Below are 18,025 nucleotides of genomic sequence, written 5' to 3' on the forward strand. Positions count from 1 at the left end.
ATTTTATAAATCCATAACTACAAAAAAAATGTTTAAAGTTTGTTATTTTATGTTTTAATAGTTTACAACTAAATGGTCTTTTAAAAATGAAGAACTCTCTTATTATTTTATTAATCATAACCTTAACGTTTTCATGTGTTGCTCAAAAAGTAAAAAACTCAGATAAAGGATTATTTAGCATAGAAACTGGATATACAATTTCTAAGGTTAGCATTGCCAAAAACAAAAGCTCAACATACATTGTGGCTAGTAGTTTCGAAGGAACGGTTTTAGGAATTTCTTATTCTGGGAATATGCTATGGAAAAACGAACTATCTGGTTTTATTAATCATGATGTTTGGTGTGACGATATTAATGCAGATGGAATTGACGAAATATTAATAGCCAATGCAGATGGAACTATTTACTGCATCGATTCAAAAGGAAACACATTATGGAGCTTTAAAAAGAACGACGCACCAATGTACGCGGTTTCAGTTATAAATAATGGAAAAGAAAGTTTTGTTGTAGCTGGAGGATTTGATAAACTTATCTACTATTTATCATCAGAAGGTAAGGAGATTAAAGCCATACATTCCAATACGTTTTCTATTGAAAAGCCATGGTCTTACAATGATAAATTAATGCCAAAGCCAAATGAATGTACAGCCAACTTCATAAGACCTTTAAAAAAAGCAGATGGTTCAGAAGTATTGGTTGTTTTGGGCTCTAATAACCATATGAATGTTCCAGGAACGTTATATTTTTTCAATCCTTTAGAAGACCAACCATATAATAAAGTAAAAATACATGCACCTAAAGAACTTAAAAAGAAAATTAGAATTAGACCATTAGGAGATTTTAAAACTGCAGATTTAAATAATGATGGAAATGAAGAAATAATTCTAGGCTCGTCCTCACATGTCAATGATATTTTGGTTTCCATTTATGATACAGCTACAGAAAAATTCAATTTCAACAGAATTACCAATGTAAAATTTGGTTACGATATTGCGCATAATGTTACTTTAAATTCTGATGATGAAACACTTTTGCTTACTAGAGTAGGTAGTCAAATGCGAATTTATAATCCAAACAATGAGAACGAAAAAGAAGAACGATTAATAAGTAAGTTTGCTTACAACGATATGTGTAAAGACGAGATTGCAAATAAAATCATTCTTGCTAGCGCTCAAAGTGGAGGAAGCCAAATACATGTTATTAATCCAGAAACTAATAATTGGAAAAAAGCATTTAAAGAACTTAATCCAAATGGTAAGATTAAAGTAATACTAAAAAACACTAAAGCTATAGAAGAAAGTTTGAGAGCCTATGAAAAACCCATAACTCAAAACAATTCTCAACCTGTTTATTTAATGACAGAGAAGATTCCAGCAAGTCGAGAAGCTCTAAAAAGTGAAATAGATAGAAAGTATAAAAATCCAATCTTCTTAAATTCTACACATATGAATAAAGTAGAAAAATGGGACAGATCTATTCTTACAAACGATAAATACAGAAAAGCTCGAGATAGAAGAAAGAAGTATGTCTTAAATCATCAAGAAGCGTTCGATCAAATAATGGCAAGCTATACAAATCAACCAGGAGTCGCTTATTGGGCAGGACACGGTAACGACCCATATATGTTTAGCAAATTTACAACTCAGAAAGTAATAGATAATGCACAAGGAAAGAAAACAGTTCTAATCTATCCAGAAGTAGAGGATCACAATCCTGAAAATCTTGATTTTTTAGTTAACGATTTAATATATCCATTAGCTAAATATGCTCAAGGTAAAAACACAAATATATTTTTGCGTTCCAAAAATGTGTTCTGGTTAGGTTCTAATTATTTAAGTTCATGGTCTCCACTCATGTCTGGTGAATTTGCAGATGTGTTTGTCCCTTCAATGGAAGAAACTACAGATAAATCTATGGAGTTAAGTTTGGCTGGTAGAATGGGAATTTGGGCAAGTGGTTCCGTAAATAGTTGGGGAACAAGAGCTGTTCCAGACAATGTTTCGATTGACAGAGCAAGACAAATTGGATACCAACGTTTACCAAATCACTTTTTACGAATGTTGGTGTTCCATACAGCAAATGGTGCGCAATTCATCAATAATTTTGCTGTTGATCAGGAATACTTGAGTATTTATTGGGAACTAATTGCAAAAGGGGCCTTATACGTACCAAAGCGAAATGAGATTTTAAGTATTTCTCCTGTACATATAAGCATGAAAGAACCAGATCATCATTTCCTTGATGATGGTGCAAATGTTAAGTGGACTACATTTTTTGATGAAGACTATGAAAAAAACAACCCATTTGTAATAAGTAGATTAAATGGTACATGGCCTGGAGCTCCAGTAAACAATTGGGACTTTTCAAAATATGCGGCAGGCGTTAAAGAAAGACGTTTAAACTTTTTAGCACCTTACCAAAATGGATTGGTTTTAATAACGCCAGTTCAAGAAGGTGTATTTGCACAGCAAAATGTTTCAAGAGATAAACTGGCTAACAACTTACATCCATTGTATAAAAGTATAATGAAAGAATACATCACTGATGGACGTAATTATTATTCGGCAGATGGAAAAGAGGTAAATAAGGCAGATGAGTATTATAAAACTATTGAAGCTGATATCATAAAAAGTTCAAAAAAACTACCATTAACTGTTTCTGGAGATGTTGCATGGGTTGTCGCTCAAATTTCACCTAAAACATTACGTTTAACGATTATCGATAACGAATATATAAACCCTCAAGAAAGTTCTGCTAAAGTTCATTTCAACACAATTAATCCAAAAAAGATTATTGATGTTTTAAATAAAGAAGAATTTAATGCAAAAGATTCTACAGTGAATATTGATATACCATTAGGATCATTCAGATTCCTCGATATTGAGTTAGATACCGAATTATAGGAATAGAATTATTCACAGATACATTTAATTTATTTTAAAAGACAGATTCAACTAATAGTTGGATTAAATTTATATCAAATAATAAATAAAAACATGAAAATATTTAAAGGAATAATGTTGATTGCTGTTTTAATGATAGCATCAAATGCAACAGGACAAGATAAGAACAAAGCTAAAAGATTTAGCCAAATAGATGCAGATGGCAATAGTGAAATTACTATGGAAGAAATGGTTGTTTTCCAAAAAGGGAAAACCAATAAGAAAGGAAAACCAATTGATTCCAAATTAATGTTCTTAGGATTGGATTCTGATGAAGATGGAAAATTGACATTAGAAGAATTTTCACAACCAATTGATTGGAAAGCTGCTAAAGAAAAAAGAAAAGCAAACAAGGAAAAGGTTAAATCAAAAAAGCAAAACGTTTCTAAAGACAAACAAACTCAAAAGTTTGGATGGATTGATACTGATAAAAATGATGCAATATCTTTAGAAGAATTAAAAGAATTCCATAAAGGGAAAAAGACAAAAAAAGGCGAACCAATCAAAACCGAATTAATGTTTTTAGGGTTAGATTCTAATGATGATGACAAAATTACTTTAGAAGAATTTAAACAACCTATTAATTGGAAAGCTGCAAATGAAAAATCTAAAAAATAAAGTTTATATGATTGTTTAGTTTGAATTAGTACTCAAGAACCGGAATAGATTTTGTTTCGGTTTTTGTGCTTTATTTAAATTATAGTGAGTAATAAAAAGTGATTTAATTCTGAGACAAATGATAGAAATTAGTCTAAAAACCTTATTGATTGGGTTAGCATTTACAATGGTTAGTTGCATTGAAAAACCAAAAGAAGAAGCACAAATAGAAAACGATAAACCAAACATCATTCTCTTTGTGTCTGACGATCATGGATTAGACGCTTTAGGTGCTTATGGGAATCCTATTATTAAAACGCCAAATCTTGATAAATTAGCTGCAGAAGGAACCATGTTTACAAACGCATATTGTACAAGTGCAAGTTGCGCAGCCAGTAGGTCTGTAATACTTTCAGGGCAATTTGGTCATGCAACAGGTTCTTACGGACATGTGCACGATTACCATCATTTTAGTACTTACGATGAGGTTAAAACTCTACCGGTATTATTAGAAAAAGCAGGTTATGAAACAGCAAGAATCGGTAAATATCATGTAGCTCCAGAAAAAGTATATCATTTTAATACCGTTTTAGAGGCAGATCCTAGAAATACGGTAGAAATGGCAGAGAAATGTAATGATGTACTTAAATCAGATAAACCATTCTTTTTATATTTCTGTACAGACGATCCGCATCGTGGACATCCGTTCGAGCCAGACCCTTGGGACACACCAAATAGTTTTGGAAACAAGAAAGAAGGTTACAAAGATGTTGAAACTATATCCTATAATCCAGAAGATGTTTTAGTTCCAGATTTTTTACCAGATACCAAGCAAAGTCGAGAAGAAATAGCTCAATACTATCAAAGTATTTCAAGAATAGATCAAGGTTTCGGTAAATTGATGAAGATGCTTCAGGAAACTGGTAAAGCAGATAACACAATTGTATTCTATATTTCTGATAACGGAATGGCTTTTCCTGGTGCAAAGACAACCGTTCACGAACCAGGGATTAAATTACCATGTATTATTAAAGATCCAACAAATAATTCGAAAGGAGTAACTAATAATGCGATGATTTCTTGGGTTGATTTAACACCAACCATTTTGGATATGGCAAAAGTTGATTATAAAGAAGATGAATTTCACGGTAAATCCTTTGAAGGTATTATCGATCGAGAAGACCCAGAAGGCTGGAACGAAATTTATGCATCTCATACCTTTCACGAAATCACCATGTATTATCCAATGCGTGTCGTAAGAAGTGATAATTATAAACTCATTTGGAACATCGCTTATCAATTAGAATATCCTTTTGCATCAGACCTTTGGGCTGCATCCACTTGGCAAGGAATTTATAGAGCGAAAGAAGAATATTTCGGACCTAAAAAAGTTCAGGATTATTTATTCAGACCAGAATTCGAATTGTATGATTTATTAAAGGACCCAAATGAATTAAACAATTTGGCTATTCAAGAAGATTTCAAAAATGTTTTAGAAAACATGAAATCTAAAATGAAAGATTTTCAAACCAAAACCAAAGATCCTTGGATGATTATGTGGAGTCATGATGCATCTTTACAAGGAACAGGAGTAAACTTATAACATAATGATTATGAACAATTTCAAAAGAAAAGTGTCCGGACTATTTTTAATACTAACTATATTTTTTTCCTGCAATACAAAAGCAACAGAAGTTATAGAAATTAAACATACAGAAGGCGATATGACTTCCGTAATACGAAATGCAATAGAATCGGCAAAAGAAAAAGACATTAAGTTGGTTTTCGAAAAAGGAGTTTACAATTTCGAGACTCATTACGCTACAGGTAAATACTTACATGTAACCAATCATGGTAACGGATTTAAAAAAATCATTTTCAATTTTGAAGGTTTCAATTCTGTAGAAATTGAAGGAAATGGTTCTGAGTTCATTTTTAATGGCCAAACAGCACCTTTTGTGTTTGAAGGATGTAATAAAATTGATGTACGAAATCTAACTTTAGATTGGGATATTCCATTTTCTTTTCAAGGAGATGTTATGGCTGTAAACGAAGTAGAGCAGTATTACGATTTAAAACCTTATACAAAGGGATTTTCTTGGAAATTAAGAAAAGGACAAATTGAATTCCCTGGAATCAATCATTTTAATTTTACATCTTTAGGAAGCTCTTTATCTCATAACAAAGAAACTAAGGCTGTAGATTATGGCGCTTGGGATCAAAATTTAATTCCCAATTATGTCGAAAAATTACCAAACGGAAATTTACGTTTTCATGATAATAACATGAAGAAATTCCCAAGAGTTGGAAGTGTCTTACAATCTAAAGGAGATAAAAAAAATAACCGTTATGCACCTGCATTCTTAGTTAGAAACTCAAAAAATATAATCTTTGACAAAGTGGTTATTCATCATGCTTTAGGAATGGGGTTCTTATTTGAACGATCTGAAGATATTAAAATTGTTAATAGCGGAATCTACATTCGCGAAGGGTCCGATAGGGTGATTTCTATTATAGCAGATGCTACCCATTTTGCCAACTGTAAAGGGGATGTTTTAATTGAAAATTGTCGTTTAGAAGGCATGTATGATGATGGAACTAATGTACATGGAACTTATGTTCAAGTTGATAAAATTATTGACAGTAAAACCGTTAGAGTTGCCTTGAGACATTTTCAGCAATTAGGATTTGAATTTGCCGAAGCAGGAGATGAAGTTTGGATTATTAAAAACCCAAATCCACAAAGAGCTGGAGAAAACAAAGTCGCTGGAGTTCATGTGATAAATGATGTTTTCACAGAGTTAACTTTAGAGAATGAATTACCATCAGATTTAAAAGAAGGAGATATACTGGAAAACAAGACTTGGAATCCAACCTTTACAATGCGAGGAAATACTATTCGAGACCACAGGGCAAGAAATATTATCATTAAAACACCAAAAAAGATAATTATTGAAGACAATGATTTATCATCTATGATGTCTTCAATTATGTTAAGAGGAGAAACGTTTTTCTGGTATGAATCTGGAAATGTAGAAGATGTTGTTATTCGTAATAATCGTTTTGTGCATTGTGCCTATGGAGGTTCAGAACATGCTGTTTTAAAGGTGTCACCAAGACTCGCTAAAACATTTGACAATACAATTACTTACGATAGAAACATTCAATTTATTAACAATACAATTGAGACGTTTGATAACAGAATTGTTTGGGCAGATAGAGTAGATGGATTGATTATAAAAGGCAATACTATAAAGCAGACTACAACAGAGAAGCCTCAATTTCCTGATGCTTTTATGTTCGATTTGATTAATTGTAATGGCGTAGAAATTAGCGATAATACTTATGATGGAAATTGTGACAAATCATTAAAAGCAGATGATAGCTCAAACAAAACATTAAAAGTTAAGAACAATAAAGGGTTTAAAAATTTATAAGGATGAGAAAGGTAAAATCTGTACTTATTCTTTTTTCTATATTGATGCTGTTTAGTTGCAATGGTAAAGCACAAAACCCTATTCAAGTTGTTTTTTTAGGAGGACAATCAAATATGGCTGGAGCTGGAAATTTTGATGAATTATCAATTTCAGAAATCAAAAGAATTGAAAAAGTTTCAGAACGAGTTTCCTTGAGTTTTAATGGAAAACCAGCAAAACCACTTTCATACTTCGATAATAAACCAACAGAAAAATACAACTTTTTAAAACGCTTTGGGCCAGAAGTTTTTATTGGTTTAACATTAGCTGAAGCCAATCCAACCAATCACTATTTGCTTATTAAAAGGTCACAAGGAGGAACTGCTCTTTATGGTGCATGGAATCCAGATTGGACAGCAGAAAAAGCTAAAGCTGTTGAAAAACCTATAAAGCAAAATATAAAGCTTTATGACATGCATATTGCCGATATAAAAGAAAATTTAGAGCAATTAAAAAACCAAGGGAAAAATTTCGAAATAATTGGAATGACTTGGATGCAAGGTGAAAATGATGCTGCTCGAGAAGTGAGTGCGAGATCCTATGAAGTGCTCTTAAAAAAACTAATCTTCAGTTATAGAACTGAATTTAAAGTGGAAGAAATGCCTTTTGTAGTTGGACAAATTAATTCAAGATATGGGAATTTTGATGGTGGGCCTGATATGGTTAGGGCATCTATGGTAAATGTTGCTAATTCAGATAAAAATGTAGCAGTTATTAAAACGGCTACTGATACTTCATGGAGTGATTATCCTAAACATACAGACAATGTGCATTACAACACAGAAGGGCAAAAACGTTTAGGCATAGCATTTGCAAAGGCGTTAATGAAACTACAAAAGGATTAAAATGAAAAAACTATATTTTACAATAGCATTTTTATCCCTTCAATTTGTTTCTGCCCAAGTTACACCAAATAGCCTATTTCAAGACCATATGGTATTGCAAAGGAATCAACCAATAGCAGTATTTGGAAAAGCAACTTCTGAAAAAACAGTAGACGTAACATTTAGGGACAAAACATATTCAACAAATGTTAAAAATGGTTTTTGGAAATTATTTTTAGATGAATCTGACGCTGGAGGACCTTATAACCTAATTATAAAAGGGAAGAATGAAATTGTTTTGTCCGATATTTTAGTTGGAGAAGTTTGGCTTTGTTCAGGGCAATCGAACATGGAGATGCCAGTAAAAGGGAATAAGGGACAGCCAATTAACGGAAGTAATTTAGCAATTCTTAATAGTGAGAATTCTCAAATCCGTTTATTTAAAGTTGGAAGAAATATGTCTCAAAAGCCTATAGATTCTTGTGAAGGCCAATGGGAACTCGCAGAACCTGCTACGGTCAAAGAATTTAGTGCAACTGCCTATTTTTATGGAAAAATGCTTCAAGAGCAATTAAATGTTCCTATTGGACTTATTACCAGTAGTTGGGGTGGAACACCAGCAGAAGCTTGGACTCCAAATGAAATAATAGCATCTGAATTCAAGAACTTTAAGGGTTGGAATAAAGATAATACAAAACCTCAAAAGAATCCTTCAGTATTATATAATGGAATGATTCATCCATTAAAGCCGTTTACATTTAAAGGTGTAATCTGGTATCAAGGAGAAGCTAATAAAACCTATCATGAAAATTACACAGAATTGTTTTCATCAATGATTAAAAGCTGGAGAGCAACTTGGGGACAAGGAGATTTCCCTTTTTATTATGTTCAAATCGCACCATTAGGTTGGGGAGGAGATAATCAGGCTTTTTTAAGAGAGAAACAACTAAAAACAATGTTTGCGGTTCCAAATACAGGAATGGCAGTAACTTTGGATATTGGAGAAAAAGAATGTATCCACCCCGCAGAAAAACAAAAAGTTGGAGAACGCTTAGCGCTTTGGGCATTAGCAAAAAATTATGGTTTTGATGCTGTTGAGTATAGTGGTCCAATATATAAATCGATGAATGTAAATGGAAATAAAATATCGCTTGAATTTGATTTCGCCCCAAATGGATTGACTAGTATGGGAAAAGAATTAACTGATTTTGAAGTATCTGGTGGAGATAAAATATTTCATAAAGCAGAAGCAGATATTTTAAAAAATGGGAAATTAGTTGTTTGGAGTACAAAGGTTCAAAATCCTATTGCAGTAAGATATGGATGGAACGCGTGGGTAAATGGCTCATTATTTAACACAGCTGGTTTACCTGCGTCATCTTTTAGAACAGATAACTGGGAAGAATAAAAATTGTAAAAATGAAGCAAATAAATCATGTAATTTCGATTCTTTTAATATCCTTTTTTTGCCTGGTAAGCTGCGCCCAAAAAAGATCTGAGGCTAAAACTCAAACGAAAATAGAGGCAAAACCAAATATTATTTACATTCTAGCAGATGATATGGGGTATGGAGATGTTGGTGTTTATGGACAAAAAAAAATAAAAACCCCCAATATTGATAAAATGGCTAGTGAAGGTATAAAATTCACTAATCACTATTCAGGACAAACAGTTTGTTCCCCATCAAGGTGTTCCCTAATGACAGGAATGCATATGGGTAATGCATCAGTTACAAGAAATGGTCAATTAATGAACCCAGACGATGTTACTGTAGCAGAATTGATTAAACCAGCCGGTTATAGAACAGGAATAATTGGGAAATGGGGATTATCTGAAGGAGCTACAGCTGCTAATAGTCCCAACCAACAAGGATTTGATCATTATTTTGGATTTGAAAATCAAGGGTTTGCTCATTTCTACTATCCCGAATATTTATTTAGAAATCATTTAAAGGTTGAGTATCCTGAAAATATTAATATTCGCGATGATAAAGGAAATTATATAGAAGGAAAAGGAACCTATAGTCATGATGAATTTGCAAAAGAAGCATTACAGTTTATAAATGATAACAAATATGAACCATTTTTCTTGTATTTACCTTTTGCTATTCCTCATGCAGAATTGACAATACAAGAAGAGGCTAAAAAACAGTATAGAGGTTTAAACTGGCCAGAAACACCCAAAGCCGAAGGTGGAGGTGGAAAAAAAGATGATGCGGGTTACGGCAGCCAGTATGTTGGGGGCTATTGCGCTCAAAAAGAGCCAAATGTCACTTATGCTGCCATGATTTCAAAAATGGATGAAAACATTGGAAAAATTCTAGATTTATTAGAAGAATTGGGAATAGCCGAAAATACAATTATAATGTTTTCAAGTGATAACGGTCCTTCAGACGAAGGTGGTCAAGACATACCTTTTTTTGATAGTTCAGGTGGTTTAAGGGGTAAAAAGAGAGATATTTATGAGGGCGGTATTCGTATTCCGTTTGTTGTTAAGTGGAAAGGAACGGTTCAAGCAGGAATCGAATCTGATTTACCAAGTGCCTTTTGGGACTTTTTGCCAACGGTTTGTGATTTAGCAGGTGTTAGTACTCCCAAAAATGTAAACGGCATCAGCTTATTACCAACAATTTTAGGTAATAAATCTCAGCAAATCAGGCATGATTATTTATTCTGGGAATGGCAAAGAGGTAAAAACCCTTATTATGAAGCTTTACGAGTAGACAATTGGAAAGCTTTCAGAATAACTCCTAATAATGAAGAACCATATTACGAGCTTTATGATTTAGATAAAGATGTTGGAGAAACTAACAATATTGCAAGTCAGCACCCTGAGTTAATTGAAAAGTTTATACCTTATTTTGAGGAAGCTAATGGTAAGCCATAAAGGTCTTTAATAAAAATTTAAAATTAAATAAGTGAATCAGCATCTAATTTAGGTAAATATGAAACGTAGAAATTTTTTTAAAACAGGAGCTAAAGGGGCTTTAGCAGCAAGTTTGTTGCCTTTAACGGGAAGTATTGCTGCCCAAAATTTAGAAACAGGCGAAAGCAAGTTAATTCATTTTAACCAACCTGATGGTGATAGAAAAACAGACCCTAAGAGAAGAAAGACTTTAAATGTTGATGTAGTTGTTATAGGTGCAGGTATGGCAGGTATTTCGGCTGCTGTTTCGGCAGCTAGAAATGGTTCTAAAGTAATTTTAGTTCAAGATCGGCCTGTTTTAGGAGGAAATGCCTCTAGCGAAATGCGAGTTACTGTAAATGGTGTTCAAGGATTGAAGAACAAACATAAAATTGAAAGAGAAACCGGAATTATTGAAGAAACACTTATAGAAAACTGGTATTACAATCCACAGGCATCTTATCATGTTTGGGATCATGTTTTATATAATTTTGTGGTAAGAGAAAAGAATTTAACGCTGTTATTAAATACGTCGGCAATGGACGTTGCAATGGATGGTAATACTATTAAGAATGTTGTTTGTTGGCAAACCACCACAGAAACTTTGTTTACTTTAAATGCAGATATGTTTGTTGATTGTTCTGGTGATGGATTGATTGCAGCTAGTGCAGGAGCAGAGTTTAGAATGGGGCGTGAGGGTAAAGCAGAATTTAATGAGTCATTTGCACCAGACGAACCAGATGGTTGGGTAATGGGTGACTGCATTATGATGATAACCAAAGACATGGGTAAACCCGTACCTTTTTATCCACCAGAATACGCTATTCCGTTTGACGGAGAAAAAGCTGAGACTACGGGGCATAGAAAAATTAAGCAAGTTAAAGAAGGCTTTTGGTGGGTAGAAGTTGGAAGTGATGTTGATATAATTGGTGAACGAGATGAAATAAGACATAAATTAATGGCTTACTTTTATGGTGTATGGGATTATATTAAAAACTCAGGAAAACACCCTGAAGCAGATAATGTTGTTTTAGATTGGATTGGATCAATTCCTGGAAGAAGAGAGTCTCGTCGTTTTATGGGAGATTTTATATTAACTCAAAATGATATGCTCGGACTTCGTCATTTTGAAGATGCTATAGCCTTTGGTGGTTGGAGTTTAGATGAACATAACCCAGGTGGTATTGAAGATTTAAACCAACCAGCTAGTTTTTTTCATTCTAGATTTGATAATATATATGAAGTTCCGTTTCGTTGTCTATATTCAAAAAATATTTCCAATTTATTATTCGCAGGAAGAAATGTGAGTGTATCACATATGGCATTGTCTTCAACAAGAATTATAGGAACTTGTTCAATGATGGGACAAGCAGCAGGAACTGCTGCCGCTATGTGTTCACAAAAAGGTGTAAACCCAAGAGACTTATATCAAAATCATATTAATGAATTGCAAGAACAATTATTAAGAGACGATTCTTATTTTCCTAATCGTCCAGCAAACGATGCTAATGACAAAGCCAAAAAAGCAAGTTTAATATTTGCCTCATCAACTTTATCGGGGGATGTGAAAAACCTATTGGATGGTGTATCTCGTGATGAAGTAGACAAAATACACCATTGGAAATCTGATGGCTTGAATGCAGAACTACAGTTAGAGTGGGAGAAAACTCAAAATTTAACAAGTGTTGAAATGAAGTTTGATACGAATCTACAACGTAAAATAAACATGCATAAACAACCTAAAAAGCATGAAACACAGCCTATGGAAATTCCTAAGGAGTTGGTTAAAAACTTAATTGTAGAAGCTAGATTAAAAGGGAGTTGGGTACAAGTAGGTAAAGTTGATAATAACCTTGCACGATTAGTTAAAGTTAAATTTGATGAAATAAATACAACAGCAATTCGAGTTAAATTTAAAAACACTTATGGAGAACCAAATATAAAAATGTTTGAAATACGTTGTTATTGATAATTTGGCTGTTAATAACCGTTATAAATTAAAAATTAAAAAACCATATTTATTCGACCAATAATAGACCCGAACGAATTGATTAATTTCTGTTACAAAAGACAATATATGGACATTACTAAAATGATGTGAACAAAATAATTTAAGCAGTTAAAAATAATAAAAGGCTGGGGTTAGCTAAGAAAACCTTATGCTTTACAATAAACTTACATTTTAAAGACTAACTCATGAAAAACACCTTAATTCTTATTTGCGTTGTATTATTTTCGACGTTAATTAGTGCTCAAAATCAAGAAGATAAGGCTAAGGCTAAAATAGCTTTGCTTAGCAAATTAATTAAAAATGCTGAAAAAGAAGGTATTGATGTTTTAAAAGAAAGGACAACAATCCGTACGGCTGAAATATTTTTGAAATTTGCTAAATGGGATGAGAAAAATGTAGAAGAAAACACAAAAGCGTTTAAACTAGTTCCTTCATTTAAGAACGAAGCCTTAAAACTAGCTGAGGAATTGGCAGATTTCGAAAGAAAAGATGTCAATTTGATGTTAGATAAATCAATTAATGATTTGGAGTTAGTATTAGCTGGAAAAAAAATCAGAAAACCTAGTCCAAAAGTAGATTGGACAAAAGTTACTGTTGATAATGACCAGTTAACATATAACAATCGTCCTGTATTTTTAGCTGATTATACATGGAAACCAAATACTAAAGAGCTTAACGAATATCATGGAAATCAAGATGGGTTTTTCATTACACCTACTTATGTAATAAAAGAAGATGGTTCAATAAATCCTAATAGAATAAATGCATTAAGAACTAAGTCAGACGGTTCGTTGGGTTTCATTTTTATGAATCATAAAGGGGTTCCTAATTGGTCGAAAGATAAATTCGGACCAAACTTTAGTATGAGGGAAGATACTTATACAGCTTACGATATAGACAATCCTGGGGCAAGATACATTCAAGAAAAATTATTAGAAGGAGTAATTCCAGAAATGGCTGGTAAGAAGTATACGCAGTTAGGATATATGTTATGTAACGAACCACATTTTTATACTTACAAAGATTCTAAAAGAAAAAAATTGCCTTGGGCTTCTGGAGGCGTTTCACAATTTACAATTGATAAATTCAAAGTTTGGCTTAAAAACAAGCATACATCAATTGAAAGTTTAAACAGTACTTGGGAAACTAATTTTACAAGTTTTGATAACGTGCAAATTGAAATTCCAATAGACATTAGTTTAAAAGGAAAACCAATCTGGTTCGATTGGACTTCATTTAATATGGATAGAGTTACAGATTGGTATACCTTTTTAAAAAATGAGGTAGTAAAACACGACCCAGCAGCTAATGTGCATATAAAAATTATGCCAAATCTCTGGACAGAAAACAAACGCGTGCATGGTATTGATTTAGAAGCTTTAACTGATTTAAGTGGCATAATTGGAAACGATTCTGGCGCAGACCATACTTTAATTTGGGGGAAACCTCATGAGTGGGAAAAACATTATGCTTTCGAGTGGAGAGAATTGTGTATGGGTTTTGATTTTATGAAATCTGTAAGCCCAAATAAAATCAATTTTAATTCAGAATTGCATTATTTGTCAACCGTTCGTTCAAGAAATTTATATTTAGACCCAATGTATGCAAGAGCGTCGTTTTGGTTGGCACATTCATTTGGTATGACAGCAAGTCAAATTTGGTATTGGCCGAGAGAAGCAGATGGTTCAATTTCGAAAAAGGCTAAAAATGATAAAGGATATGCAGGGTCAAATAATCAGCAACCAAGAGTTACTAACGAAGTGGCAACAACCTTAATCGATTTAAATTCCAATGCTGAAGAAATAATGTCGATGCAGAGACAAAGAAAACCTATAAGATTGTTCTATTCTAAAACATCTGCTATCAATAAAAATGAGCATATGGATGACCTTTTTGAGTTGTACGAAGCACTTACTTTTGAAGGAACACCTTTAGGTTTTGTAACAGAAAATATCATAAAAAAGCAAGACGATAATAATTGGGATGTTGTGCTTGTTTACAAAACACCTTTTGTTACAAATGATGAAGTTAATGCGTTACAAGTTTATTTAGATAATGGTGGAACCGTAATTGTTGATGATAAAAGTTTACTGAATAATGAATACGGAAAATCAGTTTCAAGTTTAAAAGAATCAAAAGGAACCATTATAAAGTTGAATGCTATTTCTAAAATTAAAGAGAAAGCATTATCTATTTTAAAAGAAAAGAATTTATTATCTGAAGTATCAATTTCTGAAACAAATGCAATAGGAACCAAAGGTTGCATATGGAAAGTGGTTAAAAACGAAGCTGGAAACAATGTGCTTTCAGCGGTAAATGTTGGTAAATCCGATGCAACTTTAAAAATTGAATTAAAGGGAGAATCAAACATTATTTGTAAAGATTTAATAGATGGAATAGAAGTAAGTTCAAGTCCAACATTAAAGCCACACGAAGTATATTTTATTGAAATAATTGAAAAATAAAAAAGAAGAATTAATAAATATGAAAGTAAAATTTGTAATAACATTTGCATTAATTAGCATACTGTTTAATGTAAGTTGTAAAGCTCAAAAAGAATCGAATTTAGAAACAAATAAAGTTGTTAATAAAGGAGATAAACCAAATCTTATCGTCATTCACACAGATGAGCATAACTTTAGGACATTAAGTTGTTATCAAAAATTAATGCCTGAAGAGCAGGCTTTTGTTTGGGGAAAAGGAAACAATGTGCATACGCCAAACATTGATGCCATTGCAAATCAAGGAGCAATAGCTACAAGTTATTATAATTCATCTCCAGTGTGTACACCTTCGCGAGCGTCTTTGGTAACAGGATTGTATCCTCAAGCAACTGGAGCGCCAAAAAATGGGTTACACTTGGATGAAGATGTTCCAACTTTTGCAAAAATTTTAAAAGCAAATGGTTATGCAACATCCTATGTTGGAAAGTGGCATTTAGCTGGTCACGAAAAATATGCATTCAACGTAAAAGATAAAGCTGGTTTTGATGATAACCGTTTTATGATGAAAGGTGGACATGCGCCATATTTTCATATTAAAGATGACAAAGTAATTGCTGGTCTTGGAGATAAAGCTGCCGAAAAATTACCAAAAGATGAAATCATTCATGTTACCGATTATTTTACGGATAAAACCCTCGAAATTTTAGAGCGTGACAAGAATAAACCTTTTGCTTTAATGCTATCAATTCCAGACCCTCACACGCCTGATTATGCAAAACCACCTTATAGAACTATGTATAAGGATATGGATATTCAAGCACCAAAAACAATGGCTCCAGAATATGTGGCAATTAAACCATCTTGGGCAACAGATAAAGGTAAGAATGAAGCAATGGGTAAAAAATCTTTTGAAAACGAAAAAAATGCCTTGAAACAGTATTTCGGAATGGTAAAACACATAGATGATAGTGTTGGAAGAATCCTGTCGTTTTTAGAAGAAAATAATCTTACCGATAATACCATTGTTGTCTTCACATCAGACCATGGAGATATGTTTTTTGAACATAATAGAAGAAACAAAGGCGTGCCTTATGAAGCCTCATCAAAAATACCTTTTGTGATTAAATATCCTAGAACCATACCAGCAGGAAAGGTGATTAATACGGCTTATACAAATGTAGATTTTACACCTACAATTTTAGGTTTAATGGATGTGAAAACAAATGTTGAATTTCATGGTTTAGATACGTCTACAGATTTTACAAACAATCAAAAAGAAGTAAATAGTGATAGAATTACGTATTTCGCCAAATCTGGCGGATGGTGGGTTTCCTCTGTAAACGATCGTTATAAATTAGTAATAGATAAAAAGGAGAAACCATATTTATTCGACCTTGAAAAAGACCCAGACGAATTAATTAATTTCTACTACAATAAAGAATACAAAGATATTGCTAAAATGATGCAAGAAGAATTGTTTAAGCAATTAGAAAAATATGATGAACCAGGTTTAAAACTCAATCAACCTTATATAACAGAATAATTAAAAATACATGAAAAAGCCTTTTAAAGTTATCTTCTTAATTTTCTGCATCGGATTTATAATTCCTAATGTTTTTTCACAGTGGAGATACCCAAACTATAAAAACATAAATGATGATGTAATTATTACATATGAAGTTAAATATGATCGAGATTTATCAGAAAAGGAAAAACAATCTATCAGATTTAAGAGAGAAATAGTTGTTATTTTTAATAAAGATAAACTGCTTCAAAAAACCTTCACAAATAAAACTGATTATGAAACATCTTTATTGTTCGATTATGAAAATGAGATGGCATATGATCGCAGGCAACATGGAAATAAAAAAGAGGCTGTTAAGTCTAAATTTAAAAAGCCCCAAAAAGAAACCATTCTTCAAGAAGGAAGAGTAGAAACTATTATTGGTTTTCCATGCCTGGTCTCAACAGCCAAAATTAAAGGTCAAATGAGAGAATTGTACTCAACAAAAAAGATTGGGTTAAAATTTGTGAAGCATTTTAATACAGAAGGCTTTCTTTTAAAATATTCTGCTAACGATAAATATTTAGGGACCTATACGGTAACGGCAAAAAATATACACTATACCAAGCTTCCTGAATCTACATATAGTCAAAATGGATTTATTATAAGAACTCCAGATGAACAAAAACAATATGTTGAGGAATCAAAAGAATTAAGAAATGAAAACAAGCAAGAAGCAATTGATAAAATTGATGAAGAGGCACCAAAATATTCACTGAGAAGCATTAAAGGGAATAAGTTTAAAAGCAAAGATATTATAGGTAAAATAGTAGTTTTTAATTTTTGGTTTACAACATGTTCGCCATGTAAAAGAGAAATACCTCAATTAAATAAACTTAAAAGTAAGTATAGTGAAGATGATGTAGTTTTTATTGCAGTAGCTTTAGATCAAGAATATAAGATAGAAAAGTTTTTAAGGAAACACCCTTTTAAATATGACATTGTTGAAGATGGAAGATGGTTAGCTTCAAAGTTTGGAGTTAGTCTATATCCAACTAATGTTATTATTGATAAAAACGGGAATTTTAAATTTTTTAAGTCTGGTTTTAGATCGGATATAACAGAAGCAATGTCCTATAAGATTGATAAGTTGTTGAATCAATAATTATAAATTAAAAAAATTGCATTTAATCAATCTCTTTTTAATAAAGCATTTACACTTCCTCTAAACTTAAGACTCTTTACGTACAAGTACAAGTGTTTTACTATTAACTACAAAATTTAAAGAATTCAAATTAATTTTGCTCTATATGTATAATTTAA

11 protein-coding genes are annotated in these 18,025 nt (G+C 32.3%); all 11 read left to right on the forward strand.

All coding sequences use genetic code 11. The features are described 5' to 3' along the window. Positions 1-86 precede the first annotated feature (86 nt). The 11 genes from Q0842_RS02415 (at position 87) to Q0842_RS02465 (ending at position 17,867) form a co-directional block, all read left to right on the forward strand. Positions 87-2,903 (forward strand): WD40 repeat domain-containing protein, encoded by a 2,817-nt coding sequence (locus Q0842_RS02415; protein WP_298493943.1) that lies wholly within the window; start codon positions 87-89, stop codon positions 2,901-2,903. 93 nt (positions 2,904-2,996) lie between these two features. Further along, positions 2,997-3,560 (forward strand): hypothetical protein, encoded by a 564-nt coding sequence (locus Q0842_RS02420; protein WP_298493944.1) that lies wholly within the window; start codon positions 2,997-2,999, stop codon positions 3,558-3,560. Between the two features lie 118 nt (positions 3,561-3,678). Then, positions 3,679-5,142: a sulfatase gene (locus Q0842_RS02425; RefSeq protein ID WP_298493947.1), complete on the forward strand. Its 1,464-nt coding sequence runs from the start codon at positions 3,679-3,681 to the stop codon at positions 5,140-5,142. Positions 5,143-5,152: 10 nt separating this feature from the next. Next, on the forward strand, positions 5,153-6,976 hold the full coding sequence (locus Q0842_RS02430; protein WP_298493949.1) for a right-handed parallel beta-helix repeat-containing protein: 1,824 nt from the start codon (positions 5,153-5,155) through the stop codon (positions 6,974-6,976). A gap of 2 nt (positions 6,977-6,978) precedes the next feature. Then, positions 6,979-7,860: a sialate O-acetylesterase gene (locus Q0842_RS02435; protein ID WP_298493951.1), complete on the forward strand. Its 882-nt coding sequence runs from the start codon at positions 6,979-6,981 to the stop codon at positions 7,858-7,860. 1 nt (position 7,861) lies between these two features. Continuing rightward, on the forward strand, positions 7,862-9,247 hold the full coding sequence (locus Q0842_RS02440; RefSeq protein WP_298493953.1) for a sialate O-acetylesterase: 1,386 nt from the start codon (positions 7,862-7,864) through the stop codon (positions 9,245-9,247). Between the two features lie 11 nt (positions 9,248-9,258). Continuing rightward, positions 9,259-10,725 (forward strand): arylsulfatase, encoded by a 1,467-nt coding sequence (locus Q0842_RS02445; RefSeq protein WP_298493955.1) that lies wholly within the window; start codon positions 9,259-9,261, stop codon positions 10,723-10,725. 58 nt (positions 10,726-10,783) lie between these two features. Beyond that, positions 10,784-12,712, forward strand: coding sequence for an FAD-dependent oxidoreductase (locus tag Q0842_RS02450; RefSeq protein ID WP_298493957.1), 1,929 nt, complete (start codon positions 10,784-10,786; stop codon positions 12,710-12,712). A 227-nt stretch (positions 12,713-12,939) separates the two neighbouring features. Next, positions 12,940-15,219, forward strand: coding sequence for an alpha-amylase family protein (locus Q0842_RS02455; RefSeq protein WP_298493959.1), 2,280 nt, complete (start codon positions 12,940-12,942; stop codon positions 15,217-15,219). A 19-nt stretch (positions 15,220-15,238) separates the two neighbouring features. After that, positions 15,239-16,741 (forward strand): sulfatase, encoded by a 1,503-nt coding sequence (locus Q0842_RS02460; RefSeq protein WP_298493961.1) that lies wholly within the window; start codon positions 15,239-15,241, stop codon positions 16,739-16,741. Between the two features lie 10 nt (positions 16,742-16,751). Beyond that, positions 16,752-17,867 carry a TlpA disulfide reductase family protein gene (locus Q0842_RS02465; protein WP_298493963.1) on the forward strand — a complete coding sequence of 372 codons (1,116 nt, stop codon included), beginning with the start codon at positions 16,752-16,754 and terminating at the stop codon, positions 17,865-17,867. The last annotated feature ends 158 nt before the right edge of the window (positions 17,868-18,025 follow it).

The organism is uncultured Algibacter sp. (assembly GCF_947495675.1).
Classification (GTDB): domain Bacteria; phylum Bacteroidota; class Bacteroidia; order Flavobacteriales; family Flavobacteriaceae; genus Algibacter_B.

What these genes read in the sequence shown, in the direction of transcription:
- Q0842_RS02430 (WP_298493949.1), top strand. Translation starts at nt 5,153, where the DNA reads ATGAACAATTTCAAAAGAAAAGTGTCCGGACTATTTTTAATACTAACT.
- Q0842_RS02435 (WP_298493951.1), top strand. Translation starts at nt 6,979, where the DNA reads ATGAGAAAGGTAAAATCTGTACTTATTCTTTTTTCTATATTGATGCTG.
- Q0842_RS02440 (WP_298493953.1), top strand. Translation starts at nt 7,862, where the DNA reads ATGAAAAAACTATATTTTACAATAGCATTTTTATCCCTTCAATTTGTT.
- Q0842_RS02425 (WP_298493947.1), top strand. Translation starts at nt 3,679, where the DNA reads ATGATAGAAATTAGTCTAAAAACCTTATTGATTGGGTTAGCATTTACA.
- Q0842_RS02420 (WP_298493944.1), top strand. Translation starts at nt 2,997, where the DNA reads ATGAAAATATTTAAAGGAATAATGTTGATTGCTGTTTTAATGATAGCA.
- Q0842_RS02445 (WP_298493955.1), top strand. Translation starts at nt 9,259, where the DNA reads ATGAAGCAAATAAATCATGTAATTTCGATTCTTTTAATATCCTTTTTT.
- Q0842_RS02450 (WP_298493957.1), top strand. Translation starts at nt 10,784, where the DNA reads ATGAAACGTAGAAATTTTTTTAAAACAGGAGCTAAAGGGGCTTTAGCA.
- Q0842_RS02465 (WP_298493963.1), top strand. Translation starts at nt 16,752, where the DNA reads ATGAAAAAGCCTTTTAAAGTTATCTTCTTAATTTTCTGCATCGGATTT.
- Q0842_RS02415 (WP_298493943.1), top strand. Translation starts at nt 87, where the DNA reads ATGAAGAACTCTCTTATTATTTTATTAATCATAACCTTAACGTTTTCA.
- Q0842_RS02460 (WP_298493961.1), top strand. Translation starts at nt 15,239, where the DNA reads ATGAAAGTAAAATTTGTAATAACATTTGCATTAATTAGCATACTGTTT.
- Q0842_RS02455 (WP_298493959.1), top strand. Translation starts at nt 12,940, where the DNA reads ATGAAAAACACCTTAATTCTTATTTGCGTTGTATTATTTTCGACGTTA.